At 56.8% G+C, this 23,587-nt stretch carries 21 protein-coding genes; 11 read left to right on the top strand and 10 right to left on the bottom strand.

Annotated features, from left to right (window positions below; genetic code table 11):
- Positions 1-3: 3 nt before the first annotated feature.
- A complete protein-coding gene (minC, locus tag USG84_RS07195) occupies positions 4-711 on the bottom strand; it encodes a septum site-determining protein MinC (RefSeq protein ID WP_151412516.1) in 708 nt (235 codons plus the stop codon).
- 123 nt (positions 712-834) lie between these two features.
- Here minC and USG84_RS07190 point away from each other — a divergent pair, with 123 nt between their 5' ends.
- The 3 genes from USG84_RS07190 (at position 835) to USG84_RS07180 (ending at position 2,351) form a co-directional block, all read left to right on the top strand.
- Positions 835-1,110, top strand: coding sequence for a YcgL domain-containing protein (locus USG84_RS07190; protein WP_023336061.1), 276 nt, complete (start codon positions 835-837; stop codon positions 1,108-1,110).
- A 47-nt stretch (positions 1,111-1,157) separates the two neighbouring features.
- A complete protein-coding gene (locus USG84_RS07185; protein WP_061097911.1) occupies positions 1,158-1,817 on the top strand; it encodes a fumarylacetoacetate hydrolase family protein in 660 nt (219 codons plus the stop codon).
- Positions 1,818-1,910: 93 nt separating this feature from the next.
- On the top strand, positions 1,911-2,351 hold the full coding sequence (locus USG84_RS07180; protein WP_151412489.1) for a YcgN family cysteine cluster protein: 441 nt from the start codon (positions 1,911-1,913) through the stop codon (positions 2,349-2,351).
- A gap of 122 nt (positions 2,352-2,473) precedes the next feature.
- Here the strand turns inward: USG84_RS07180 and dsbB are convergent, their stop codons facing one another.
- Complete coding sequence (gene dsbB / locus USG84_RS07175) at positions 2,474-3,004, bottom strand: disulfide bond formation protein DsbB (protein ID WP_028013517.1); 531 nt, start codon at positions 3,002-3,004, stop codon at positions 2,474-2,476.
- Positions 3,005-3,050: 46 nt separating this feature from the next.
- Complete coding sequence (gene nhaB, locus USG84_RS07170) at positions 3,051-4,589, bottom strand: Na(+)/H(+) antiporter NhaB (protein ID WP_061097914.1); 1,539 nt, start codon at positions 4,587-4,589, stop codon at positions 3,051-3,053.
- A gap of 200 nt (positions 4,590-4,789) precedes the next feature.
- Between nhaB and fadR the strand changes: the two genes are divergently transcribed.
- Positions 4,790-5,509, top strand: coding sequence for a fatty acid metabolism transcriptional regulator FadR (fadR, locus tag USG84_RS07165; protein ID WP_028013515.1), 720 nt, complete (start codon positions 4,790-4,792; stop codon positions 5,507-5,509).
- Between the two features lie 59 nt (positions 5,510-5,568).
- On the opposite strand, the gene USG84_RS07160 is transcribed toward fadR, so the two are convergent.
- On the bottom strand, positions 5,569-7,101 hold the full coding sequence (locus USG84_RS07160; RefSeq protein ID WP_100170101.1) for a SpoVR family protein: 1,533 nt from the start codon (positions 7,099-7,101) through the stop codon (positions 5,569-5,571).
- A gap of 321 nt (positions 7,102-7,422) precedes the next feature.
- Between USG84_RS07160 and USG84_RS07155 the strand changes: the two genes are divergently transcribed.
- Both USG84_RS07155 and dadX read left to right on the top strand, forming a co-directional pair.
- Positions 7,423-8,721: a D-amino acid dehydrogenase gene (locus tag USG84_RS07155; RefSeq protein WP_151412490.1), complete on the top strand. Its 1,299-nt coding sequence runs from the start codon at positions 7,423-7,425 to the stop codon at positions 8,719-8,721.
- 9 nt (positions 8,722-8,730) lie between these two features.
- Positions 8,731-9,801 carry a catabolic alanine racemase DadX gene (gene dadX, locus USG84_RS07150; RefSeq protein WP_253542412.1) on the top strand — a complete coding sequence of 357 codons (1,071 nt, stop codon included), beginning with the start codon at positions 8,731-8,733 and terminating at the stop codon, positions 9,799-9,801.
- A 47-nt stretch (positions 9,802-9,848) separates the two neighbouring features.
- On the opposite strand, the gene USG84_RS07145 is transcribed toward dadX, so the two are convergent.
- Both USG84_RS07145 and ldcA read right to left on the bottom strand, forming a co-directional pair.
- A complete protein-coding gene (locus USG84_RS07145; RefSeq protein ID WP_061097918.1) occupies positions 9,849-11,582 on the bottom strand; it encodes a potassium/proton antiporter in 1,734 nt (577 codons plus the stop codon).
- A gap of 88 nt (positions 11,583-11,670) precedes the next feature.
- A complete protein-coding gene (gene ldcA, locus USG84_RS07140) occupies positions 11,671-12,585 on the bottom strand; it encodes a muramoyltetrapeptide carboxypeptidase (protein WP_151412492.1) in 915 nt (304 codons plus the stop codon).
- 106 nt (positions 12,586-12,691) lie between these two features.
- Here ldcA and emtA point away from each other — a divergent pair, with 106 nt between their 5' ends.
- Positions 12,692-13,303, top strand: a complete 612-nt coding sequence (gene emtA, locus USG84_RS07135; RefSeq protein ID WP_041909508.1) for a membrane-bound lytic murein transglycosylase EmtA — start codon at positions 12,692-12,694, stop codon at positions 13,301-13,303.
- A gap of 36 nt (positions 13,304-13,339) precedes the next feature.
- On the opposite strand, the gene ycgR is transcribed toward emtA, so the two are convergent.
- Positions 13,340-14,071 (bottom strand): flagellar brake protein YcgR, encoded by a 732-nt coding sequence (ycgR, locus tag USG84_RS07130; protein ID WP_151412493.1) that lies wholly within the window; start codon positions 14,069-14,071, stop codon positions 13,340-13,342.
- A 207-nt stretch (positions 14,072-14,278) separates the two neighbouring features.
- On the opposite strand from ycgR, the gene USG84_RS07125 reads away from it, so the two are divergent.
- Both USG84_RS07125 and USG84_RS07120 read left to right on the top strand, forming a co-directional pair.
- A complete protein-coding gene (locus USG84_RS07125; RefSeq protein ID WP_151412494.1) occupies positions 14,279-14,533 on the top strand; it encodes a GlsB/YeaQ/YmgE family stress response membrane protein in 255 nt (84 codons plus the stop codon).
- Positions 14,534-14,645: 112 nt separating this feature from the next.
- A complete protein-coding gene (locus USG84_RS07120) occupies positions 14,646-16,748 on the top strand; it encodes a TonB-dependent siderophore receptor (RefSeq protein WP_151412495.1) in 2,103 nt (700 codons plus the stop codon).
- A gap of 38 nt (positions 16,749-16,786) precedes the next feature.
- On the opposite strand, the gene USG84_RS07115 is transcribed toward USG84_RS07120, so the two are convergent.
- Complete coding sequence (locus USG84_RS07115) at positions 16,787-18,472, bottom strand: alpha,alpha-trehalase (RefSeq protein WP_253542410.1); 1,686 nt, start codon at positions 18,470-18,472, stop codon at positions 16,787-16,789.
- A gap of 414 nt (positions 18,473-18,886) precedes the next feature.
- Between USG84_RS07115 and USG84_RS07110 the strand changes: the two genes are divergently transcribed.
- Positions 18,887-20,227: a carbohydrate porin gene (locus tag USG84_RS07110; RefSeq protein ID WP_151412496.1), complete on the top strand. Its 1,341-nt coding sequence runs from the start codon at positions 18,887-18,889 to the stop codon at positions 20,225-20,227.
- Positions 20,228-20,241: 14 nt separating this feature from the next.
- Here USG84_RS07110 and USG84_RS07105 read toward each other — a convergent pair whose 3' ends face one another.
- Complete coding sequence (locus tag USG84_RS07105) at positions 20,242-21,198, bottom strand: AraC family transcriptional regulator (RefSeq protein ID WP_151412497.1); 957 nt, start codon at positions 21,196-21,198, stop codon at positions 20,242-20,244.
- Between the two features lie 115 nt (positions 21,199-21,313).
- On the opposite strand from USG84_RS07105, the gene USG84_RS07100 reads away from it, so the two are divergent.
- Positions 21,314-22,501, top strand: a complete 1,188-nt coding sequence (locus USG84_RS07100) for an MFS transporter (RefSeq protein WP_061097925.1) — start codon at positions 21,314-21,316, stop codon at positions 22,499-22,501.
- A gap of 39 nt (positions 22,502-22,540) precedes the next feature.
- Here USG84_RS07100 and gap read toward each other — a convergent pair whose 3' ends face one another.
- A complete protein-coding gene (gene gap, locus USG84_RS07095) occupies positions 22,541-23,551 on the bottom strand; it encodes a type I glyceraldehyde-3-phosphate dehydrogenase (RefSeq protein ID WP_253542405.1) in 1,011 nt (336 codons plus the stop codon).
- Between the last annotated feature and the right edge of the window lie 36 nt (positions 23,552-23,587).

Raw genomic sequence — 23,587 nt, 5'->3', positions numbered from 1 at the left:
GGATTAATTCAACGGTTGAACGGTCAACGCGTCGTCTGCCAGAAGCAGGCGAGCCGCTTTGCCATAAAATTCGGCTGGGATCTTGTCGCTCAGCCAATATTCACCTGCGATGGACACCAGTTCCGCCGTCAGGTGAGTACAAAATATTTGCGCGTCCCGATCGCCACTTGCGCCTGCGAGCGCACGTCCACGCATCATACCGTAAACGTGAATATTGCCATCTGCAATCAGCTCTGCGCCAGCGCTGACGTGGCTTGTAACAATTAGATCACAGTTTGGTGCATAAATGCGCTGACCGGAACGAACCGGAACATCAATCATTCGCGTTTTTGTGACGGTAGTAACGTTTTGCGCCGCAGGAGGGGGCGTTTGCACGGCAACGGGTGCTGCACGTGGGGCTTTTTCTTTGCCCTCATTAAGAAGAGGCAGCCCCGCACGGTCGATTTCCGCTTTCAGCTCGGGATCTTTGCAGCCGCTGATGCCGACAATACGCAGCCCGGTCGAGGAGACGGCCTGCTGGAGACGTGTCCAGTTAACCGGCGCCTCAAGACCGCTGACGTTGATGACGACAGGGGCGTGCTTCAGAAAGGCGGGAGCCTGGGCGATTTTGTCTTCTAACGCCTGACGAATAACCTCGGGTTTTGCATCATGCAAATGTACCACTGATAAGGTGAAGCTACTGCCTTTAAGCTCGATGGGCGTGTTTGACATCCTGGCCTTACTCAATTTGCTATTAACCGCAACCATTCGCTGCGATATTCCGAAGAGTATCAGGCATGTTATAGTCAGGAGTATATTGAGGCAAGCAACCACCCATTAATTCAGAGTAAAAACATGTTTTGTGTGATCTACAGAAGTACAAGCCGTGACCAGACCTATCTTTATGTCGAAAAGAAAGACGATTTTTCACGCGTGCCGGAAGAATTAATGAAGAACTTTGGCCGACCACAGCTGGCGATGCTGCTGCCGCTGGACGGTCGTAAAAAGCTGGTGAATGCCGATCTGGAAAAAGTGAAAACGGCATTAGCCGAGCAGGGCTATTATTTACAGCTGCCACCGCCGCCTGAGAATTTATTAAAACAGCACCTCGAGGCGACCGGGAAAAAATAGTCTCAGCTGTTTTCGGGCATAACACATCAACCGATTAGGGGTCGAGCATGTATCAACATCATAACTGGCAAGGTGCATTACTGGATTATCCCGTCAGCAAAGTGGTCTGCGTGGGCAGCAACTATGCGAAGCATATTCAGGAGATGGGCAGCGCAACCCCAGAAGAGCCGGTCCTGTTTATTAAGCCCGAGACGGCGCTGTGCGATATCCGCCAGCCGCTGGCGCTGCCGCAGGGACTGGGGTCGGTGCATCACGAAGTGGAGCTTGCGGTGCTGATCGGCGCCACGCTGCGCCAGGCCTCCGAAGAGCATGTTGAGAAAGCGATTGCCGGCTACGGCGTGGCGCTGGATCTGACCCTGCGCGACGTGCAGGGCAAAATGAAGAAGGCGGGGCAGCCGTGGGAAAAAGCCAAAGGCTTTGATAATTCCTGCCCAATTTCGGGTTTTGTTCCGGTAAGCGAGTTTACTAATGACCCGCAGAACACCCCGCTCAGCCTGAAGGTTAACGGCGAGATCCGCCAGCAGGGCACCACGGCAGATATGATCCATAAGATCGTCCCGCTAATTGCCTACATGAGCCGTTTCTTCACCCTGAAGCCGGGCGATGTGATCCTCACCGGCACGCCGGAAGGCGTGGGCCCGCTCGCCAGCGGGGATGAGCTTGAGGTCGGTTTTAACGGCCTGTCGCTAAAAACCCGCGTGCTGTAACCGCATCTTGCCGCCTGAAGAGGGCGGCAAAACTTGCAACAACGTGCCAGACTCGTTATAAGGTGCGCTTTCTTTTGACGTGTGGACATCCTGATGAACGACATCCCTTTCTGGCAAAGCAAAACTCTCGACGACATGACCGACGCGGAATGGGAATCCCTGTGCGACGGCTGCGGACAGTGCTGCCTGCATAAGCTGATGGATGAGGACTCCGACGAGATCTATTTCACCAACGTCGCCTGCAGGCAGCTGAACATCAAAACCTGCCAGTGCCGCAACTATGAGCGTCGGTTTGAATTTGAGCCGGACTGCATCAAATTAACCCGTGAAAATCTGCCGACTTTTGAGTGGTTACCGCATACCTGCGCGTATCGTCTGCTGGCGGAAGGAAAAGATCTGCCGAACTGGCATCCGCTGCTGACGGGGTCGAAAGCGGCAATGCACGGCGAGCGCATTTCGGTGCGCCACATTGCGGTGAAAGAGTCCGAGGTGCGGGACTGGGAAGACCACATCATGAATCACCCTAATCGGTGATAATAAAAAACCCGCCGAGGCGGGTTTTTATTGGGGTGCGGCCTGATGCCCTCACCCCAACCCTCTCCCACGGGAGAGGGCGCAAAAACTAAAAACGGCAACTATCGTTGCCGTTTTGCTATTTACCTTCCGAACAGATCGCGCTTCTTCGGCTTGAACGGCTGGGCAATCAGCACCAGCAGCGCCACGACGAAGTAGGCCACAAAAATGCCCACCAGCCACTGCGGCATCTCCAGCGTCAGGAATTCCCATTGACGTACGGAGCAGTCACCGGAGGCGACAAACACCTGCGGCAGCCACTTATCCAGCGGCAGCCAGCTCGGGAAGCGGGCGGCGAAATCACAGGTCATAAACGGTGACGGATGCAGCTGCATCATGGTGTGCTGCCAGGAAAGCTCAATCCCTTTCCAGGCGCTGTACAGCCAGATTGCGATACCCACATAGCGCAACGGCGTTTTCGGGGCAATAGCGCCCACCAGGCCTGCACCCATAATGCCGAACAGCGCGCAGCGCTCGTAGATGCACAGCACGCAGGGCTTGAGTCCCATCACGTGCTGGAACCAGAGCGCAACCATTTCCAGCGCAAAGGCGGTCAGGGCCATCAACAACCACGCTCCGCGACCGCGGGAGCACTGGTTTAAAAATCTCAACATAATCATTTCCCTGGAACATGCTTAGAAAGCGCAGTGTAAACGAATTTTAATGCGCCGCAAGTATACCCGCTTGTAACAGCCATTGCGTACAGGGAACGAGAGTAATTTTGATGCACAGCAAACCAACAACGGTGAGTACCAGCGTGTACGGCAGCGCCATCCAGACCATTCTTCCATAAGAAAGTCGTATGAGCGGCGCCAGCGCCGAGGTCAGCAGGAAGAGAAATGCCGCCTGGCCGTTCGGTGTTGCAACGGAGGGCAGGTTTGTTCCGGTGTTGATGGCCACCGCCAGCAGTTCGAACTGCCCGGTGCTGACGATCCCTTGCTCCATCGCCGCTTTGGCCTCATTGATGTACACCGTCCCGACAAAGACGTTATCGGAAATAGAGGACAACAGACCGTTAAATAAATAGAACAGCGTAAGCTGCGAGTCCGGCGAGGCCTGGAGCACAAACGCGATAATCGGTGCGAAAAGGTGCTGATCGATAATCACCGCCACGACCGCAAAGAAGACCGCCAGCAGCGCGGTAAACGGCAGGGCTTCGGTAAAGGCTTTACCAATAGCATGCTCGTCCGTTACCCCGCTAAAGGTGGTCGCAAGAATAATGACCGAGAGGCCAATCAACCCGACTTCGGCAAGATGCAACGCCAGCGCGGCGATAAGCCAGATGCCGATGATCCCCTGCGCAATCAGACGCAGCGTCTCCTGGCGCGTACGCTGTTTGCGGCTCTGCTCGTCAAATTTATGCAGTTCATTGCGGACGGGCTCGGGCAGCTGTGCGCCGTAGCCGAACAGCCTGAATTTTTCGACCAGAATGCAGGTCGCTAACCCGCAGACCAGCACAGGCACGCTGACGGGGGCCATGCGCAGGAAAAATTCGCCAAAATGCCATTCAGCCGCTTTCGCGATAATCAGGTTTTGCGGCTCGCCCACCATGGTCATCACGCCGCCCAGCGCCGTACCGACCCCCGCGTGCATCATCAGGCTGCGCAGAAACGCGCGGAACTGTTCCAGCACGTCGCGGTTATGCGCCTCGACGTGGCTATCGTCCTGTAAATCTTCACTCGGGCGAGAGGAGGCCACGCGGTGATAAATGCCGTAAAATCCGACGGCGACGCTGATCACCACCGCGACAACGGTGAGCGCATCCAGGAAGGCCGACAGAAAGGCGGCGGCGAGGCAAAACGCCAGCGAGAGGATCGTTTTAGACGGAATGCTCAGCAGCAGACGGGTAAAGATAAACAGCAGAAGCTGTTTCATAAAGTAGATACCGGCCACCATAAAAATGAGCAGCAGGAGCACTTCAAGATTTGAGGCCAGCTCCGCTTTGACATGCTCTGCGGACGTCATGCCGATGACCACGGCCTCAAACGCCAGCAAACCGCCAGGCAGCAGGGGATAGCACTTCAGCGCCATGGCCAGGGTGAAGATAAACTCCGCTACCAGCAGCCACCCGGCGATAAACGGATTCACGCTAAAAATGATGGGATTAACGACCAGGAAAACCAGCAGTATCAGTTTGTACCAGTCAGGAGAATGACCTAAAAAATTGCGCCACAGCGCGCGCCCAAAAGAAATTTCCACAACAGACGTCCTTCCCGTCAAGTAAAACAAAACATCAGTATACGCAAAAATCGCGGCCCGGAGGCGGATAAGACCGCATTGTAAATTTCATAAAAATGAAACGGCGATCCCTCTTTTCTCACTTTGCCGCGCTACCTGCCGCTGCACGCCTCTGGTATGATGAGTCCAATTTGCAAAAGCTGTGTAATGGAAATCTCACTATGGTCATTAAGGCGCAGAGCCCGGCGGGTTTCGCGGAAGAGTACATCATTGAAAGCATCTGGAATAATCGTTTCCCTGCGGGGTCCATTCTTCCGGCTGAACGCGAACTCTCTGAACTGATTGGCGTCACTCGCACCACGCTGCGTGAAGTGCTTCAGCGACTGGCGCGCGATGGCTGGTTGACGATCCAGCACGGCAAGCCAACAAAGGTAAACAACTTCTGGGAAACCTCGGGGCTGAACATTCTTGAAACGCTGGCGCGCCTCGACCACGAAAGCGTTCCGCAGCTGATTGATAACCTGCTCTCCGTGCGCACCAACATCGCGACTATCTTTATTCGCACCGCTTTCCGTCAGCATCCTGAAGATGCGCTTGCGGTGCTGGCAAGCGCGAATGAAGTTGAAGATCACGCCGATGCTTTTGCCACCCTCGATTACAACGTGTTTCGCGGCCTGGCGTTTGCCTCCGGCAACCCGGTTTACGGCCTGATCCTCAACGGTATGAAAGGGCTCTATACCCGCATTGGTCGTCACTACTTCGCCAACCCTGAAGCCCGCAGCCTGGCGCTGGGCTTCTACCATAAGCTGAGCAAGCTCTGCACCGAAGGCCTGCACGATCAGGTTTATGAAACCGTGCGCCGATACGGCCACGACTCCGGCGAAATCTGGCACCGTATGCAGAAAACGCTGCCGGGTGATTTAGCGATTCAGAGCCGTTAAAAGAAAAACCTCTCAAGTGAGAGGTTTTTTTTCGTCGGGTGGTGCTTCGCTTACCGGGCCTAGAGCGTATTCAGCCGCGCCGGGCACCGATCCAGCAGCTCCACGCTGCCGTCCTCATTCTGCTGCTCCAGCTGCACGTCAAAGCCCCACAGGCGGTGCACGTGCTTCAGCACCTCTTTACGCCCTTTATCCAGCGGCGCGCGGTTGTGCGGGATATAGCGCAGCGTCAGGGAACGGTCGCCGCGCAGGTCCACGTTCCACACCTGAATATTGGGTTCAAGGTTGCTCAGGTTGTACTGGGAGGAGAGGCGGGAGCGGATCTCACGGTATCCCTCCTCGTTATGGATCGCGGAGATCTCCAGATAGTTGTTGCGGTCATCGTCCAGCACGGTGAAGAAGCGGAAATCACGCATGATCTTCGGCGACATGAACTGGCTGATAAAGCTCTCATCCTTAAAGTCGCGCATCGCAAAATGCAGCGTTTCCAGCCAGTCAGAACCGGCGATATCCGGGAACCAGTACTTATCCTCTTCCGTTGGCGACTGGCAGATGCGCTTAATATCCTGGAACATCGCAAACCCCAGCGCATACGGGTTAATCCCGCTGTACCACGGGCTGTTGTAGGGCGGCTGGAACACCACGTTAGTATGGCTGTGGAGGAATTCCATCATGAACCGCTCAGTGACTTTCCCCTCGTCATACAGATGGTTGAGGATGGTGTAGTGCCAGAAGGTCGCCCAGCCTTCGTTCATCACCTGGGTCTGTTTCTGCGGATAGAAATACTGGCTCACCTTACGCACGATGCGCAAAATCTCGCGCTGCCACGGCTCCAGCAGCGGGGCGTTCTTCTCCATAAAATAGAGCAGGTTTTCCTGCGGCTCGGACGGATAGCGACGCGCTTCGGCGATCGTTTTTTCCTCCTCGCGCTTCGGCAGGGTGCGCCACAGCATGTTCACCTGGCTCTGCAGATACTCCTCGCGGCTTTTCTGCCGGGCTTTCTCCTCCTGCAGAGAGATTTTCTGCGGGCGTTTATAGCGGTCCACGCCGTAGTTCATCAGCGCGTGGCAGGAGTCGAGCAGCTTCTCCACCTCGTCCACGCCGTAGCGCTCTTCGCAGTCGGTAATGTATTTTCGCGCGAAGATCAGGTAATCAACGATGGAGCTGGCGTCCGTCCAGCTGCGGAACAGATAGTTATTTTTAAAGAAGGAGTTATGCCCGTAGCAGGCGTGCGCCATCACCAGCGCCTGCATGGTAATGGTGTTCTCTTCCATCAGATAGGCGATACACGGGTTGGAGTTAATGACGATCTCATACGCCAGCCCCTGCTGGCCGTGCTTGTACAGCCGCTCCGTTTCAATGAATTTTTTACCAAACGACCAGTGCGGATAGTTGATCGGCATCCCGACGCTGGAGTAAGCGTCCATCATCTGTTCGGAGGTAATCACCTCAATCTGATGGGGATAGGTATCCAGGCGATACAGTTTTGCCACCCGGTCGATTTCGGCGAGGTAGACATCCAGCAGCTCGAAGGTCCAGTCGGGTCCATCGCTCAGACGTGTGTTGTCCTTGTTCAGGGAATCAATAGTAGCCATTAGCGCGCCCTCGTTGTGGGTGCTCTCTCTGTCTGGAGAGCCTCCTTTCAAGCATAGATCAACGTGTTAAAAAGCGTGCTGGCGCAGAAATTTTTTCTTTGCGATTTCCCGTTTTTGATACGGCAAAAAAAGCGCACTCTTCAGAATTTTATGCTGGTTAAAAATAAAGCTCAGCAGGAGATCCCAAATTACACCTTTCCCCTGATGCTGGGGGATGTGTGAGGCAAGTCACCATAAAAAAGTCGTATGTTGAATAATATTTTCAACTAGGTTATCAATCTGTAATTAGATGATTGTTCTTTTGCTCATTATGGAGTGGCTATGCGTGTTGTCATACTGGGAAGTGGTGTCGTTGGCGTAACCAGCGCCTGGTATTTAAGTCAGGCGGGACATGAGGTTACCGTTATCGATCGTGAATCCGGCCCGGCGCTTGAAACCAGTGCGGCAAACGCCGGTCAAATCTCTCCCGGCTATGCGGCCCCATGGGCGGCGCCCGGCGTGCCGCTGAAGGCGATCAAATGGATGTTCCAGCGCCACGCGCCGCTGGCCATCAGCCTTGACGGCACGCAGTTCCAGCTGAAGTGGATGTGGCAGATGCTGCGCAACTGCGACACCCGCCACTACATGGAAAACAAAGGGCGCATGGTGCGTCTGGCGGAATACAGCCGTGACTGCCTCAAAGCCCTGCGCGCATCGACGGGGATCGAGTACGAAGGCCGTCAGGGCGGCACGCTGCAGCTGTTCCGCACCGAGCAACAGTATGAAAACGCCACCCGCGATATCGCCGTGCTGGAAGATGCCGGCGTACCTTATCAGCTGCTTGAGGCCAGCCAGCTGGGCCAGGTTGAACCCGCGCTGGCCGAAGTGGCCCACAAGCTGACCGGCGGCCTGCGTCTGCCGAATGACGAAACCGGCGACTGTCAGCTCTTTACCCAGCGTCTGGCGCAGATGTGCGAGCAGGCGGGGGTGAAATTCCGCTTTAATACCTCTGTCGACAAGCTGCTGTCTGAAGGCGAAAAAATTTACGGCGTGAAGTGCGGCGACGAGGTGATCAAAGCCGATGCCTACGTGATGGCGTTTGGTTCCTACTCCACTGCCATGCTGAAAGGCATCCTCGATATTCCGGTCTACCCGCTCAAGGGCTACTCGCTCACCATCCCGGTGAAAGAGGAGAGCGGGGCGCCGGTGTCGACCATTCTGGATGAAACCTACAAAATCGCCATCACCCGCTTTGATAATCGTATTCGCGTCGGCGGCATGGCGGAGATTGTCGGCTTCAACACCGAACTGCTGCAGCCGCGTCGTGAAACGCTGGAGATGGTGGTGGGCGATCTCTTCCCGCGCGGCGGTTTTGTTGAGCAGGCGACGTTCTGGACCGGCCTTCGTCCGATGACCCCGGACGGCACGCCGATTGTCGGACGCACGCCGTTCAAAAACCTGTGGACCAATACGGGACACGGCACGCTCGGCTGGACGATGGCCTGCGGATCGGGCCAGCTGCTGAGCGACCTGATTTCCGGGCGCACGCCGGCAATTCCGTTTGACGATTTAAGCGCTGCGCGCTATCAATCAGGATTTACGCCATCGCGCCCTCAGCACCTGCACGGCGCGCATAACTAAGGAGCTGTCATGTCCCGTCCTGTTCTGGCTCAGCTGGATCTGCAGGCCCTGAAGGAAAACCTGCAAATTGTTCGCCGGGCAGCACCTGGTTCGCGCGTCTGGTCAGTCGTCAAGGCAAACGCCTACGGCCACGGTATTGACCGCATATGGAGCGCGCTCGGCGCGACCGACGGTTTTGCGTTACTGAATCTCGAAGAGGCCATCCTGCTGCGCGAGCGCGGCTGGAAAGGGCCTATTCTGCTGCTGGAGGGGTTCTTCCACGCGGACGATCTTCCGCTGCTGGATAAGTACCGGTTGACCACCAGCGTGCACAGCAACTGGCAGATTAAAGCCATTCAGGATGCGAAGCTCCACGCTCCGCTGGATATTTATCTCAAGGTGAACAGCGGCATGAACCGCCTGGGCTTCCAGCCCGAGCGGGTCCATACGGTCTGGCAGCAGCTGCGCGCCCTGAAAAACGTCGGCGAAATGACGCTGATGGCGCACTTTGCCGATGCGGAAAAACCGGACGGTATTGCTGATGCCATGGTCCGCATTGAGCAGGCGGCTGAAGGGCTCGATTGTCCGCGCTCCCTGTCGAACTCGGCGGCGACGCTTTGGCATCCTGAAGCCCACTATAACTGGGTACGTCCGGGGATTGTTCTGTACGGTGCATCACCCTCAGGCCAGTGGCAGGATATTGCCAACAGCGGCCTGAAGCCGGTCATGACCCTGCGCAGCGAGATCATCGGCGTGCAGACGCTGAAGATGGGCGATACGGTGGGCTACGGCAGCCGCTACCGGGCGAAGGGCGAGCAGCGTATCGGCATCGTCGCGGGCGGTTATGCTGACGGCTATCCGCGCATCGCGCCGACCGGCACGCCGGTCTGGGTGGATGGGGTGCGCACGGGCACGGTTGGCACCGTCTCAATGGATATGCTGGCGGTTGACCTGACGCCATGCCCGCAGGCGGGCATTGGTTCACCGGTCGAGCTGTGGGGCAACGAAATCAAAATTGATGACGTGGCGGCCGCGGCGGGAACGGTAGGGTATGAACTGATGTGCGCGCTGGCGCTGAGAGTGCCGGTTGTGACAGTGTAACTTGTACCTTTGCCGGGTGACGCGAAGCCGCCACCCGGCAAAAAAAACTACTCCGCGTCCTCTTCCATCGGCCTCAAACCGACCTTCCGCACCGCGTTATCTTCTTTTTCGGCAACCGTCCAGATCATCCCGGCAAACTCCACCTGGTCACCCACAACCGGCGCGGCGCCAAGCCGCTGCTGAATGATTTCGCCCAGCGTTTGCGGGTTATCGCCGTCTTCAGCACCTTCATCCAGGCCATAAATGAGCGCCACATCCGCAAATTTGGCGCTGGCTTCCAGAATAAAATCGCCGAAGAAACGCTGATCCAGCGCCACGGGAGGCGACTGGCTGAACAGCTTGCCCAGCGCGGGCAGGTCGCGCTCGCGGCCAATCACGCACAGAATATCCCCTTCGCGCAGGCGGGTGCTGCCGGTAGGGTGCAGCAGGACATTATCGCGAAACAGGGCGGCAATGCGCGTTTCGGCCGGCATGTGCAAATCGCGCAGCGAGGCTCCCACGCACCATTTGTCGGCGCTCAGCTGATAGACGAACTGCTCCCACGGGTTTTCCGGGTGAATATCCAGCCCCACGCGGGAGACCGGCCAGCCCACGGGCGGCACCACCACTTTGGCCTTTTTCGCCGCCCACCCGAGCGACGTGCCCTGGAACAGCAGGGAAATCAGCACCACGAAGAACGCCACGTTGAAGAACAGCCGCGCGTTGTCCAGACCGGCCATCATCGGGAACACCGCAAGGATAATCGGCACAGCGCCGCGCAGGCCGACCCAGCTGATAAAGACGCGCTCGCGCAGGTTAAAGCCGCGAAACGGCAGCAGGCCTGCAAACACGGAGAGCGGACGGGCGAAGAAGATCATCCACGCCGACAGCAGCAGCGCCGGAACGGCGATCGGCAGCAGGTCCGACGGCGTCACCAGCAGGCCCAGCACCAGGAACATGCCGATTTGCGCCAGCCACGCCAGGCCGTCGAAGTTTTGCAAAATGGCATGGCGGTTGCGAATAGGGCGGTTGCCCATCAGGAACCCGCAGAGGTAGACGGCGAGAATACCGCTGCCATCCAGCGCGGTGGTGACGGCAAAAATCAGGATCCCGCCGCTCAGCGCCAGCAGAGGGTAAAGCCCCGAGGGCAGAGAAATGCGGTTGATCGTCTGCTGTAGCAGGTATCCCCCCGCCAGGCCGATGACAATCCCCAGCCCGAACTGCTGCAGAATATGTAGGGCAAACATCCAGCTCAGGCCCGTCTCGTGCTGCTGGATCATCTCTATCAGCGTGATGGTCAGGAATACCGCCATCGGATCGTTACTGCCGGATTCAATCTCAAGCGTTGAGCCAACGCGTTCGTTAAGCCCTTTACCGCCAAGCAGGGAAAAGACCGCCGCCGCATCGGTAGAGCCAACGATTGCGCCAATCAGCAGGCCTTCCATCAGATCGAGATTGAAAAGCCAGGCGGCCATCATCCCGGTGAGGCCGGAGGTGATCAACACGCCGACGGTCGCCAGCGACAGCGCTGGCCCCAAGGCCACGCGGAAGGAGCTCGCCTGAGTGCGCATCCCTCCGTCGAGCAGGATCACCGCCAGCGCGAGGTTACTCACCATATAGGCGAAGGGATAGTTATCGAAGGGGATACCGCCGATGCCGTCCACGCCAGCCAGCATGCCGATGGCAAGGAAAATAACAAGAATGGGTATGCCGAGACGCGATGAAAATGAACTTAATAAAATACTGCTGGTTACAAGCACAGAACCCAAAATGAAAAGGCTGATTATCGCTGCGGCATCCAATGTTCTCTTACTCCCACCTCAATGTTAACGCTGTTACTAAAACCCTAACATATTAACAACGGTAACAGCGTTTTATTAAGGGGGTTTTTTATGCTTTTATGACCGGATGACCGCCGATCGTTAACCGACTGCCTGAAACATCGTGTGTCAGTGTCGCCTGCGCGCCCAGCGCAAGGGTAACGGTCTGCTGTTCATGACCAAAATCCAGACCGGTGATAACCGGAATATCCAGCCGCGAGCGGATAAAATCGACCATCGTTTCCAGGGTGTAACCCGAGTCATAGTCGTTCGGGGCAGAGCCGCTAAAGCTGCCGAGCACAATTGCGGACTGGCGATCGAGAATACCGGCATGATAAAGCTGCAATAGCATGCGCTCGACGCGGAAGGGATGTTCGTTAATATCTTCCAGCACCAGAATGCCGTCCTCGATTTGCGGCATCCACGGCGTGCCGATGAGCGAGACCAGCATCGCCAGGTTACCGCCCCACAGCTGGCCCTCACATTCCCAGTGCGGCCCATTCCCCTGCCATTCCACGCTGTAGGTGGGGTTGCGCAGCGCGCGCCAGAAATGCTCCACGGTGAACGCGTCCAGTTCCGGCGCGCCGAAGTTGCCGGCCAGCATCGGGCCGCTAAACGTGATGACGTTATGCAGCGCCAGCAGACCAAGCTGGATGGCGGTGAAATCGCTGTGGCCGCATATCAGCAGCGGATCCTGCTGCTGGCGCTGCGCCAGGCCCTGCCAGTCAATGCTCTCCAGCAGCCTGCTCGCACCGTAGCCGCCGCGCACCGCAAGGACTATTCGGTTTTCGCCCTTCAGGTTTACCAGGCTATTGATATCATTCAGCCTCTGCGCTTCCGTTCCGGCAAAACGCTGCTGGCGGCGGGGGATAATTGTCTGATTTTCTACCTGATGGCCGGAATCCAGTAAGCGCTGAACGCCCCGCTGCGCCGCGTCCTGGTTAATACAGTAGCCCGACGGCGCGATGAGATGAAACTGAGACATGGCAATTCCTTGCTGAATGAGAAACTAATTGTCTATATCATGCCGCGTATACGCTGCCTGCTTCAAGGGCGGCGCACCGCGATGACCGGCTATAAGGATAGATGACGTGAAATTGAGATGGTTTGCTTTTTTGATTGTGTTGCTGGCTGGCTGTAGTTCAAAACATGATTATCAAAACCCGCCCTGGAACCCGGAAGTGCCGGTGAAACGGGCCATGCAGTGGATGCCGATCAGTGAACAAGCCGGAAAGGCCTGGGGCGTCAGCCCGCGTCTGATCACCGCCATTATTGCGGTGGAGTCCGGCGGCAATCCCACGCTTGTCAGCAAATCCAACGCGGTGGGGCTGATGCAGCTGAAAGCGTCAACGGCGGGGAGAGAGGTCTACCGCTATATGGGCTGGAGCGGTCAGCCGTCGACCAGCGAGCTGAAGAACCCGGAACGCAACATTTCTATGGGTACCGCTTACCTGAGCATTCTGGAACATGGCGTGCTTAAGGGCATCGAGGACCCGGAAGTGATGCAATACGCGCTGGTGGTCTCGTACGTGAACGGCGCAGGGGCGCTGCTCAGAACCTTCTCCTCTGATCGCAAAGAGGCGATTGAGGAGATTAATGACATGGACAAAGATGAGTTCGTCGAGCATGTGGCGAAAAATCATCCGGCACCGCAGGCGCCTCGCTATATCTGGAAAGTACAGAAAGCGATGGATGCCATGTAATGCCGCAAACGGGCGGCGCTCGCTGCCCGACTTCTCTCAAAGTACCTTATTCGCACGTTCCCGTGCTTCCCGCTCCAGCGAATAGATAATGCGCTGCAGCTCGCGCTCCGCGCCTGGCCCGACGTTCAGGAAACGAAAGCTCAGCCGCGGCGAGGTAATCGTTTCATTTTTGCTGTCCACCACCGTGCGCTCGCTGATGGCGATCAGCTGTGCATCGAAATAAAAACGTCCCCAGCCCGCCATGTCCAGCTCAATTTGCGTGAACCGCATGCCTTCGACCAGGCCCTCCGGCTTCGGGGTATCCATCAGCGCGCCCATTCCGCCCAGTGACAGGTCAAAGAGACGGAAGCGGATCTCTTTTTTGTCCGGCATTTTGGCCTTACAAAAATAGGCAGGATGAAGCGGGGCGCTGATGCGAAAATATTCACGACGCTGAACAAACCAGAGGTTGGTGGGAAGGGGGGTAACAAAAGCCGGAAGTCCCTGGTATTCGCTCAGCTCCAGTCGCGGGAGGACAAACTCCACTTTGGCACCGTGGGTTTCGGCCATGACCACGATATTCTCTGCTTTCAGCGCCGCGCGGTTTTCATACTCCTGGCTGCCCAGGTCAATAACCAGCCGCTCCTGCGAGACGTCAAGGATTTTGCTGATGAACTGATTATTCGACCAGCTGATGCGCAGCGGCACTTCGCCTTTTTGCAGGTCGCGTAATACCCCTAATACAGCCAGCGGATTTTGCTTGAGGAACTGCTCACTGTAATGACTCACGCCGGATGGCTCCTTGATTAATGACAGACTGTCTTAGCGTTATCGGCAATCCACCCTCAAACTTAATACAAACCGGTGAGTTTTTTTTACCGTTGCCCGCAGGATAAGTCGGTGAGACGAAACTGGTTTTCCGGTGATGACCTATACTTAAGTTAGCTTTGCAGAAGGTTATCTGCACATGCGTTTAATCTGCAAGAGGGCATTGCTATGGGTATCATCGCCTGGATTATTTTTGGCCTTATTGCTGGCGCTATCGCAAAACTGATCATGCCGGGAAACGATGGCGGCGGCTTTATTTTGACCTGCGTACTCGGGGTCGTTGGTGCGGTTGTAGGTGGCTGGCTGGCGACGATGTTTGGTTTTGGTGGTGACATCAGTGGTTTCGACATGCACAGTTTCCTGATTGCTGTCGTGGGGGCCATTGTCGTGCTGGGCATATTCAGATTACTGCGACGAGCATAAAGTGACAGAACGGCTCTCTGCGGAGGGCCGTTTTTTTTGCCGCCATATTGATTTGCTAATCTAAATGATAATAATTGTCGTTCCGTATTGCATTTAACAACAAGACGACATTATGAACTCCTCACGTTTTAGGTTATGCGCCCTGGCGGGTGCCGTCACGCTGGCACTGCAGGTCCAGGCTTTCGCCGAAGAATCCACCATCGTCGTCACGGGCTCAGAGCAGGACAGCGCGCTGCCGGCCTGGACCAACAGCGCCACAAAATCGGCCGTTGCCGAAAGTAAAACGCCGCAGGTTATCAACACGCTCTCTGCGCCGGAAATTGAAAAGCGTCACGCGAACTCCGTGAATGAAATCCTGCGCTATGCCCCGGGCGTCTCAACCGAGGTGCGGGGTAACACCTCCTATATGAGCGAATACAAAATTCGTGGCTTTACCGTTGACCAGGAGTTCTACAACGGGCTGCAGCTGCCCTATAACGTCACCGGCAACACCAAGGCGCGCATCGATCCGCTGTTAATAGAGAGCGTCGATATCCTGAAAGGGCCTTCATCGGTGCTTTACGGCGGCGGTTCGCCGGGCGGGCTGGTAAATATTCAAAGTAAAAAGCCGCAGCGGGAAGCCCGAACCGAGGTCGGTTTTAACACCGGGAACCGTAATCTGAAAGAAGGCTACCTCGATTCGGCCGGACAAATTGCCGACAGCGACTGGAGTTACCGTCTGCTGGGCAAGGCGACGGAGAATGACGATCAGCCGCACACCAGCCGCTATGAAAATTACCTGGTCGCCCCGTCCGTTACCTGGCAACCCGACAGCAAAACCCGCCTCACCCTGGATGCGCTGGCGCAAAACTCCCCGAGCCTGACGCCGTCTAACCCGCTGCCGCTCGCTTATCTGCGTTCGAAATATGCCGATCGCCGGGATTACGCCGGAGATGAGTGGAGCGGGTTTAAGCAGCGCCAGTGGATGCTGGGCTACAGCTTCGAACACGAGTTCGACAGCGGCTGGGGCTTTAGCCAGAAAGCGCGCTATTTCGACGTCGATACCCACCAGAACAGCGTCTACGCGACGGGAACGGGAAGTGAGGTTTATCAGCTTAACCGCTTTGCCTATACCACCGATGAAGATCTTAAGAGCTTCAACATCGACAACCAGGTGACCAAAACCGTTGCGCTGGGCGGCTGGAAACACCATCTGCTGGCCGGGTTTGACTATCAGAAGCTAAACTCCCATTTCCACTACCGTTACGCGTCGACCACGCCGGGCATGGATATGCGTAATCCGGACTATTCGCAAATCCACGAAAGCGCGCTGGGGCTCTATACCGCCCAGAAAAACCGCCTCAGCTATCAGCAGAACGGGTACTACCTGCAGGATCGGGTGGAATTTGGCGGCTTAAATCTGCTGGGCAGCCTGCGATACGACGATTACCGATCCGTGACCACCGATTACCTGCAAAACGGCGATAAGGCCTGGGTATCGCAGGATCGCGTGACCAAACGCCTGGGGGCGCTTTATGCCTTCGAAAACGGTATTTCGCCGTTTATCAGCTATTCAGAAGGTTTTGCACCGGTGTCGCCGCAGGGAACGCTCACGGCGAAAGACGTCAAGCCGACCACCAGCAAGCAGGTAGAAGGCGGGGTAAAATATCTGCTGGCCGAGTATGCCACTACGTTTACCGCCTCGGTGTTTAACATCCGGCAGAAAAACGTCGTCACCTCCGACCCGGGCTTCCTGAACTATCGCCAGACCGGTGAAGTGGAATCCAAAGGCGCGGAGCTCTCCGCCATCAGCCGTCCGACGGACAACCTGACGCTGATTGCCAACTATGCCTACACCCACGCAATCAATACCGAAGATGATAAGTACCAGGGCAAGCGTCCAACCCAGGTGCCGGAGAATGCGTTTAACCTGTGGGGAGACTACACCTTCGAGAGCACGCCGCTGAAGGGGCTGATGCTGGGGGCAGGGGCGCGCTACACCGGCCCGATGGAGATTTCACCGTCTAACGATGCGGGTAAGCTGGGGGGCACCACGCAGTACGATCTGGCGGCCTCGTACCGGATGGGCGAAATTCTGCCTTCGCTGGCGGGGTTAACGCTTAAGGCGAGTATGCAGAACATCACCAACAAAGAGACGCTGACCTGCTACGACGCGACCAACTGCTGGATTGGGCGCGACAGGACGTATCAGCTAGGGGCGAGTTATAGCTTCTGAGGATCTAACCCTCTCCCCATTGGGGAGAGGGTTACCCCTTACTGTGCTGCGCTTTTCGCTGGCGCAGCCTCATCGTTCGCCGCAGGCTGATTTTCCGGCACGCTGTCGCACGGTTTCTCCTTAGGACAAACCAGATCCAGCATTTTCAACGTCACGCCGTTACTCCAGCCGAAACCATCCTGCAGCGGATATTCACCGCCGCCACCGCCGGTACCGGTAGAAGAGACATCATACTTCTCCACCAGCTTCTTCTCGCGGTCGTAAGTGTGCTGGACGTTCTTCAGGAAGCGCCAGGTTACGTCCATCGCCACCTTGTTCTGCCCGTAGTTCTGCAACCCTTCCGTGGCCACCCACTGCAGCGGCGCCCAGCCGTTTGGCGCATCCCACTGCTGGCCGCTGTTGATGGTGGTGGTGGCGATCCCGCCAGGCTTCAACAGGCGCGCGGAGGTGGCCGCAGCCACTTTATCGGCCCGATCCTGCGCCGCTGCCTTCACGTAGAGCGGGAAGAGCGCGGCGGCCGTGAGCTGGTTGCGCACCTTCTTGCTCTTGAGATCGTAATCGGCGTACCAGCCCTCTTTATCGTTCCACAGGTGGCGCTCAATGGCTTTTTGACGCGCGGTTGCTAATGCCTCGTATTTACTCGCCGCCGCGCTGTCGCCGGCCTCCTGGCCCGCTCGCGCGAGCAGTTTTTCCATTTTAAACATCAGGGCGTTCAGATCGACGGGCACAATGCTGGTGGTGCGGATAGTGCCGAGCTTTTGCGGGTCGTCCATCCAGCGGGAGCTAAAGTCCCAGCCCGAGGCCGCTGCGGAGCGCAGATCGCGGTAGATTTCCGTCGCAGGCCGGTTAGGGTTGCTCTTCGCCGTGGTGATATCGTCAAGCCAGGACTCCGGGCGCGGGGTATCGCGATCGTCCCAGTAGCGGTTGAGTACCGAACCGTCATCCAGCTTCACCACGCGCTGGTTAGCCTGCCCAGGCTGAAGGTTTTCTACACCCTCCATCCAGTAGGTGTACTCTTTTTCCATTTGTGGACGGTATTTTTTCAGCGCGTCTTTATCATGCGTCGCCAGCAGTTCCACCATCAAGGAGAAGAACGGCGGCTGGGAGCGGCTCAGGTAGTAGCTGCGGTTGCCGTTGGGGATATGGCCGAAGGTATCAATTTCCCAGGCGAAGTTATCCACCATATCGCTGATTTTGTCCCAGTGGCCGCTTTCGGCTAAGCCCAGCATGGTGAAATAGCTGTCCCAGTAGTAGATCTCGCGGAAGCGCCCGCCGGGCACCACGTAAGGTTTCGGTAACGGCAGCAGGGAATCCCACTTGTTGCTGGCTTTATCCGTGGTGCGCGTCAGCACAGGCCAAAGGTCGTCAATGTGTTCACGTAAGCTTTGTCCCGCAGGCGGCACATATTTTTCACCTTCCGCAGGCAGCGTGAAGTTCATCTCCACAAAGTGGCGCAGGTCAAAGCTGGTCTGGGTGTGCTGCATCCGATAATCTGCCAGAATCATCAGCGGGTCGCTTTTGGGAACGGCATCAGCAAAGGTTTTTTGATCGGGAAACAGTTTGGCACTCTGCACGTCGTTAAACAGAGGGCCAAGCAAAATATCGGGTGAATTTTTCTGGTAGGCTGGCTTTTCTTCAGCATAACCCATTGTTGCCACACCGAGCAGCGCGCCTCCCAGCGCGAGGTGCAAAAGAGCAGGGCGTAAAGTACGAGGTCTTATCATCGGTTCGTCTCCTGTATTCCTGAGCAGCGTGACCGCTGTTATCAATCACCTGAAAACCTTAGACGAATATCGCCCGCTTCGCGTGTTGAATATCCCATTTTGCGCAGAACCAGACAATTTACCGCTTCGCACGCCCTGTCCGGACGGATTTGTTGGGCAAATGGAATTGGAACAATTATATCTTTAAATAATCATATATATTTCGCATTAAAACATTGATGTGATTAATGGAATAAGAGTGTGAAGTAAAGGGTGTTTCTTCTGTTCATCGTGAGACGTTTTCTCCGCGGCGATCACACAAGTTAAAATTCATAATTCACTTATCAAAAAACATAATAGAACCCACAAGGCTATTTAGTCGAAATGGCGATGCTCAATATTTGCGTATTCACTTTTATAATCAGGATGGATTCTATGAAATTAAAAAAAGCGGTAATATTGATAAGTGCTTTCTATTCCGGCGCGCTTTTTGCAGCACAACCCTCGACGAACGTGGAAGAAAAACTGGCGCAACTGGAAGCGCAAATTCAGGCGCTTAAACAGCAGCAGGCGGCCGCCGCGCAGGCAGCACCCGCCGTTGTAGTGCAGTCGGAAGAGCCGGTGAACAAAGCCGAACCGCCAAAGCTGACGCTTTCAGGGTTTGGTGATATTAAATTTTATGGTGACGTTGAATTTAATATGGATGCCGCCAGTAAAACAGGCAGCTTAACGTCCGTTAAGCAAAGCGCTAATAGCGACTGGGCACCGGGAGATAAAGAACGCTGGGATATTAACGGGCGTATTTTATTAGGTTTTGACGGTTATCGTAAAATGGACAACGGCAATTTTGCCGGATTTTCCGTTCAGCCCCTCGGCGATCTCGTCGGGAAAATGTATCTCGATGATGCGGTATTCTTCTTCGGTTCCGAGAACGACTGGGAAATTAAAGTCGGACGTTTCGAAGCGTACGATATGTTCCCGCTCAATCAGGATACCTTTGTGGAATACTCAGGAAATACCGCAGACGATCTCTACAGCGACGGCTACGGCTATATCTACATGCTGAAAGAGGGGCGCGGGCGAACCGACAGCGGGGGTAACTTCCTGATGAGCAAAACGCTGGATAACTGGTATTTTGAGCTGAATACCCTGTTTAAAGACGGCAGCGATTTGTACGTCGACCAGCGTTATCACGGCGCAGAACTTGAGAATGATAAAAATGTGGCCTACGCGCGCCCGGTCATCTCGTGGCAGAACGGGCCGTTCTCCACCGCGGTCGCCATGGAGACCAACCTGGTGAACAACGCTTACGGCTACCGTGACGACGCAGGGCGCTGGGTCGATCAGTCCGACCGGACCGGCTACGGGTTTACCATGACCTGGGACGGGCTCAAAACCGATCCGCAGGACGGCGTGGTCATGAACCTGAACACGGCTTACCTGGACGCGACGGGCGAAACCGACTTTACCTCAGGCATCAATGCCCTCTGGCGCAATTTTGAGCTGGGTTATATCTACGCCCATAACGAAATCGACGAATTTAATACCTCGACCTTTGACGCAGAGTGCGAAAACGACTGCTGGATCACCGACCCGGGCGAGTACGACATTCATACCATCCATACGTCGTACCTGATCCCGAACGTCATGAAGATGAAAAACTTCAACATCTATCTCGGCGCGTATGCGTCCTGGGTCAACGCTTCCCCGAAAGAGGGCGATAAGAAAAACGACGATCGCTACGGTGGCCGCGTGCGCTTTAAATACTATTTCTGATGCCCGCCTGCTGGTCAGACCTCTTCCGGGGTCTGACCGGCTTCCCGCAGCGTGCCCGGCGCATGCCCAATGATGCGCTTAAAGGCCCGGCTAAACGCCGCCAGCGATCCATAGCCCAGCCTAAGTGCGACCGTTTCAATTGGCTGATTTTCGTGGCGAATGTACTGAATCGCCAGCCGCATTCTGAGTTCGCTGAGATATTTTGCCGGGGTCGTCCCCGTCGCGGCCAGAAACCGTTCGGCAAACACGGAGCGTGAGGTGCCCGCTTCTTTCGCCAGATCCGCCACGCTCCAGTTCAGGCCAGGCTGCTGGTGCATGGCGTAAATGGCCCTGCTCAGCCGCGGGTCGCGTAAGACCTGCACCCAGCCGGTGGCTTTCCCGCAGCCAGCCTCAACCCAGCCGCGGACGATCAGCGCCGCCACCACGTCAGCCAGCCGGGCCAGGATCCCGGCAAACCCAACCTGTCGCGTCATCGACTCGCGCTCCATCGCCGCCAGCAGCGGATGGATTTCCGGCCAGGTGGACATCAGTCGGCTGACCATCATCACCTCCGGCATTGCTTTGATCAGCGGCTGCATCCCGCCGAGCTCGAAATCCATACACCCGCTAAAGATGATGGTGTTCTCGCTCTCCAGACAGGGCTCGCAGGTAATCGCACAGACCGAGCCGCAGATAGGCTCGCTGGGAAAGGCGTTCACCGGAGTAATGGCTGCCTGCGCGTCAGAGAGCAGGGCATGGGAATTGCCGCCAGGAATAAACAGCGCGTCGCCGCTGCTCAGTTCAAACGTTGCGCCGCTGTCCATTCGGAGCAGGGCGTTTCCGTGGCTCACAAAATGGAACTGCGCCTTGCCGGGCGCCTGGTGGAACGCCACGCCAAACGGCGTGCTGGCTTCAATCCGTCGGTATTTCACGCCCGACAGGCGCATGCCGCGTAAAAGCTCGCTGATCAAATCGGGGGACTGTACGGTCATGGCGCAACTCCGGACGAATAATCAATAAGTGGAGATTATATGTCATAGATCGTCCACGGTGAACCCTCTATGCTTTTGCGACAGTTGTCACATTTTTATAACGGGAGAACAACAGATGAATTCATGTGTCGTGGCGAGAGAAGCCGTCGCGCCTGCCAGACCGGCATGGCGGGCCGTCTATTCACTGGGGCTGGGCGTGTTTGGTTTGATAACGGCAGAGTTCCTGCCAGCCAGTTTGCTGACGCCGATGGCCGCGAGCCTGGGCGTCAGCGAGGGCATGGCCGGGCAGGCCGTCACCGCTACCGCGCTGGTGGCGCTGGTCACCGGGCTGCTGATCACCCCGGCGACCAAAAGTATTGACCGCCGCTGGGTACTGATGTTTTTCTCCGTGCTGCAAATCATCTCCAGCCTGCTGGTGGCCTTTGCGCCCACGCTGCACGTCCTGCTGATGGGGCGCCTGCTGTTAGGGGTCGCCATTGGTGGCTTCTGGGCGATGTCAACGGCCACCACGATGCGCCTGGTTCCGGCGGATAAAGTGCCGAAAGCGCTGGCGGTGATCTTCTCCAGCGTGTCGATTGCCACCGTGGTTGCCGCCCCGCTGGGGAGCTATCTGGGCAGCCTGATCGGCTGGCGCAACGTCTTTGTGCTCTGCATTCTGCCGAGCGTACTGGCGCTGCTGTGGCAGATCTGGGTGCTGCCGTCCATGAAGCCCGAGAGCAGCGGTAGCCTCAGCACGTTGTTCCGCGTGCTGCGTCGACCGGGCATGATCGGCGGCATGCTGGCAACTATTCTGATCTTCAGCGGCCATTTCGCCTTTTTTACCTACCTGCGCCCGTTCCTGGAAACGGTGGGGCAGGCCAATGTTGAAACTATTTCACTGATCCTGCTGGGCTTTGGGCTGGCGAACTTTGTCGGTACTTCCGTTGCCGGACATCTTCTGGCACGTAATCTGCGCCTGACGCTGGCGCTGGTGCCGTTCGCCATGGGCATACTGGCGCTGACGATGGTGGCGTTTGGCCATCTGGCGATGCTGGACGGGTTCCTGGTGGCGCTGTGGGGCTTTGCGTTTGGTCTGGTTCCGGTGGGCTGGTCAACCTGGCTTGCCACCACCGTTCCGGATGAAGCCGAAAGTGCAGGGGGGCTGCTGGTGGCCTCAATCCAGCTGGCGATAAGCGCCGGTGCGGCAGGGGGCGGGGCGGTATTTGATCTTAACGGTGCCAGCGGCGTGTTTGCCGGCAGCGGGTTCCTGCTGGTGACGGCCATGGTGATTGTGTTGATGGGCGTGAAGGTCAAAGCGGAGTAATGTATGCCGGGTGAGCGCTTGCGCCACCCGGCATCAGACTTACAGCCCTTTCTTATCCATCAGCACCGCCAAATCCACCAGGCGGTTAGAGAAGCCCCACTCGTTGTCATACCACGCCAGGATCTTCACCATGTTTCCGCCAATCACCAGCGTGGAAAGCCCGTCGATAATGGAGGATCGCGGGTCGCCCTGGTAGTCGCTGGAGACCAGCGGTTCATCGCTATAGCCCAGGATCCCTTTCAGCGGCCCGCTGGCGGCCGCGTTGCGGAACGCCTCATTCACCTCTTCGGCGGTCACGCTACGGCTGAGCGTTACCGTCAAATCCACAATCGACACCACCGGCACCGGCACGCGCAGGGAGTACCCGGTCAGCTTGCCGTCCAGGGAGGGGATCACCTTGCCCAGCGCTTTCGCCGCGCCGCTGGAGTACGGCACAATCGACAGCGCCGCCGCGCGCGCGCCGCGCAGATCTTTCTCCGGCTGGTCGTGCAGCGCCTGGCTGTTGGTGTAGGCGTGCGTCGTGTTCATCAGACCATGCTCGATCCCGAACTGCTGATGCAGCACCTGAGCCGCCGGCGCCAGGCCGTTCGTGGTGCAGCTCCCGTTACTGACGACCACGTGCTGAGCCGGGTCGTACCGGTCGTGGTTCACCCCCATCACAACCGTCAGATCGTCATTCTTGCCGGGCGCCGAGATGATGACGCGCCTGGCGCCACCGTGCGTGACGTGCACCGCCGCTTTTTCCCGATCGGTAAAGAAGCCTGTGGCCTCAATCACCACGTCAACGCCGACATCGCGCCACGGGATATTTGCCGGATCCCGTTCGCTAAATACCACGATGCGCTGACCGTCCACCTGCAGCGCGCCGTCAGCCGCTTCAACGGGCGCAGGCAGTTTGCCCAGAAGGGAATCATATTTCAGCAGGTGGGCGAGGGTTTTACTGTCCGTCAGATCGTTAATGGCCACAATCTGAAGATCCGGGTTACCCAGCGCCGCGCGCAGGAAATTACGTCCGATACGGCCGAAACCGTTAATACCGATCTTAACCATGGTGCACTCCTTATCTCTGTTGTCTGGAGTCACTGT

The sequence above is a fragment of the Enterobacter sp. 168J2 genome, from assembly GCF_034107265.1.
GTDB lineage: Bacteria > Pseudomonadota > Gammaproteobacteria > Enterobacterales > Enterobacteriaceae > Enterobacter > Enterobacter nematophilus.
This window is presented reverse-complemented; position numbering and strand designations above follow the sequence as displayed.

Coding starts and splice junctions, on each gene's coding strand:
- USG84_RS07125 (WP_151412494.1), top strand. CDS start 14,279: ATGGGTATCATCGCCTGGATTATTTTTGGCCTTATTGCTGGCGCTATC.
- USG84_RS07190 (WP_023336061.1), top strand. CDS start 835: ATGTTTTGTGTGATCTACAGAAGTACAAGCCGTGACCAGACCTATCTT.
- gap (WP_253542405.1), bottom strand. CDS start 23,551: ATGGTTAAGATCGGTATTAACGGTTTCGGCCGTATCGGACGTAATTTC.
- USG84_RS07100 (WP_061097925.1), top strand. CDS start 21,314: ATGAATTCATGTGTCGTGGCGAGAGAAGCCGTCGCGCCTGCCAGACCG.
- dadX (WP_253542412.1), top strand. CDS start 8,731: ATGTCCCGTCCTGTTCTGGCTCAGCTGGATCTGCAGGCCCTGAAGGAA.
- USG84_RS07155 (WP_151412490.1), top strand. CDS start 7,423: ATGCGTGTTGTCATACTGGGAAGTGGTGTCGTTGGCGTAACCAGCGCC.
- ldcA (WP_151412492.1), bottom strand. CDS start 12,585: ATGTCTCAGTTTCATCTCATCGCGCCGTCGGGCTACTGTATTAACCAG.
- dsbB (WP_028013517.1), bottom strand. CDS start 3,004: ATGTTGAGATTTTTAAACCAGTGCTCCCGCGGTCGCGGAGCGTGGTTG.
- USG84_RS07120 (WP_151412495.1), top strand. CDS start 14,646: ATGAACTCCTCACGTTTTAGGTTATGCGCCCTGGCGGGTGCCGTCACG.
- USG84_RS07185 (WP_061097911.1), top strand. CDS start 1,158: ATGTATCAACATCATAACTGGCAAGGTGCATTACTGGATTATCCCGTC.
- USG84_RS07180 (WP_151412489.1), top strand. CDS start 1,911: ATGAACGACATCCCTTTCTGGCAAAGCAAAACTCTCGACGACATGACC.
- USG84_RS07115 (WP_253542410.1), bottom strand. CDS start 18,472: ATGATAAGACCTCGTACTTTACGCCCTGCTCTTTTGCACCTCGCGCTG.
- fadR (WP_028013515.1), top strand. CDS start 4,790: ATGGTCATTAAGGCGCAGAGCCCGGCGGGTTTCGCGGAAGAGTACATC.
- minC (WP_151412516.1), bottom strand. CDS start 711: ATGTCAAACACGCCCATCGAGCTTAAAGGCAGTAGCTTCACCTTATCA.
- USG84_RS07160 (WP_100170101.1), bottom strand. CDS start 7,101: ATGGCTACTATTGATTCCCTGAACAAGGACAACACACGTCTGAGCGAT.
- USG84_RS07105 (WP_151412497.1), bottom strand. CDS start 21,198: ATGACCGTACAGTCCCCCGATTTGATCAGCGAGCTTTTACGCGGCATG.
- USG84_RS07110 (WP_151412496.1), top strand. CDS start 18,887: ATGAAATTAAAAAAAGCGGTAATATTGATAAGTGCTTTCTATTCCGGC.